2 protein-coding genes are annotated in these 1,509 nt (G+C 44.5%); one reads left to right on the top strand and one right to left on the bottom strand.

The genetic code is table 11. From position 1 onward, the window contains the following. Window positions 1-568, top strand: a 568-nt coding sequence (locus R8O70_RS25070) for a biotin--[acetyl-CoA-carboxylase] ligase (protein ID WP_318184444.1), incomplete at its 5' end; no start/stop codon positions are given. 6 nt (window positions 569-574) lie between these two features. Here R8O70_RS25070 and coaA read toward each other — a convergent pair. After that, on the bottom strand, window positions 575-1,498 hold the full coding sequence (gene coaA, locus R8O70_RS25065) for a type I pantothenate kinase (protein ID WP_015297458.1): 924 nt from the start codon (window positions 1,496-1,498) through the stop codon (window positions 575-577). Between the last annotated feature and the right edge of the window lie 11 nt (window positions 1,499-1,509).

Here is a 1,509-nt window from a genome sequence, read left to right as displayed (position 1 = left end):
GTCTATGTACTGGCGTTTGGATGCGGGCATGGCGGCAGCGATGGGATTCAGTTTGGTTGTCGGTATTGCCGCTGTTGAAGCCATAGAAAGTATGGGTATTCAAGGTGTGAAATTGAAGTGGCCCAACGATATTTATTATCAAGACAAAAAGCTCGCCGGTATTTTGGTTGAGATGTCTGGTCAAGCAGGAGGCGCAGCTCACTTAGTGATTGGAATGGGATTAAATATTGGCATGCCTGATGTGCAGCCCGGTATTGATCAACCTTGGACAACACTCAACCAAATTTCCAATGAAGTTAGTATCGATAGAACTCAATTGGCGATACGTCTTATCGATCATTGGAAAGCCGCGCTAGAAGAATATGAACTGACTGGACTGGGTGGTTTTGTTGAACGTTGGAATCGTTTGGACAACTTTATCGGCCGACCGGTTAAGCTTCTTATGGGACCGAGAGAAATACACGGAGTGGTACAAGGTATCGACCAACAGGGTGGGGTGGTGCTCAAAACTGAAAATGGTTTGGAAACCTACATTGGCGGAGAAATTTCGTTGAGAAAAGGGGACTGAGCCCCTTTACTTTCTTAGCGATACTTTGTCGACAAGGTGGTTAGCACCTTTGTGGAGGATCAAATGGGCTCTTTCTCTGGTTGGAAGAATGTTCAATTCCAGATTGAGTCCATTAATATTGCGCCAAATTTCTTTCGCTTTACTTTTCGCTTCATCGACCGACAGTTGCGTATAGTGGCTGAAGTAGGAGCCTGGTTTAGTAAAAGCTCCGCGGCGAAACTTCAAAAATCTCTCGACATACCACTGCTCTATCGTTTCACTTTCCGCATCAACATAAATTGAGAAATCAAGAAAATCAGATACAAATACTCGATGTGGATCATGTGGGTAGTCCATACCGCTTTGTAATACGTTTAAGCCTTCAATAATAAGCACGTCAGGTCGGTCGACTTTTTTTAGCTCATCAGTAATGTCGTATGTGATGTGTGAGTAAACGGGTACTTCAAGATTTGGCTTGCCCGCCTTTACATCAGAAACAAATTCTACCAAGCGTTTGATGTCGTAAGATTCGGGAAAACCCTTGCGATGCATGATACCGCGCTCTTCCAGAACCTTTTTGGGATACAGAAAGCCATCCGTTGTAACTAAGGCAACTTTGGGATGATTTTCCCAACGAGAAAGCAGTGCTTTAAGAATGCGTGCTGTTGTACTTTTTCCAACAGCCACACTACCTGCAATGCCAATAACAAATGGCGGAGCGTGTTCCTCGGTATTTAGAAACTGCTGAAGAACAGAGTTGCGACTTTGGCGAGCCTGTACATATAAATTGAGTAGACGAGACAAAGGAAGGTAGATCTCTACCGCTTCCTCCATAGTGAGGTTTTCATTTATGCCTTGAAGCGCCTTTAGATCGTCTTCAGAGAGTGTCATCGGAACAGAATTACGCAGTTCTGCCCACTCGGCACGGTCAAATGACAAAAATGGACTCATGGGTCTCTTTT

This window comes from Vibrio sp. 779(2023), from assembly GCF_033344285.1.
Lineage (GTDB): Bacteria > Pseudomonadota > Gammaproteobacteria > Enterobacterales > Vibrionaceae > Vibrio > Vibrio alginolyticus.
The sequence above is the reverse complement of the archived record's forward strand: the minus strand, read 5'-3'. Positions and strand labels throughout refer to the sequence as shown.

Excerpts from the sequence above, each read along its gene's own strand:
- coaA (WP_015297458.1), bottom strand. The coding sequence starts at position 1,498 with ATGAGTCCATTTTTGTCATTTGACCGTGCCGAGTGGGCAGAACTGCGT.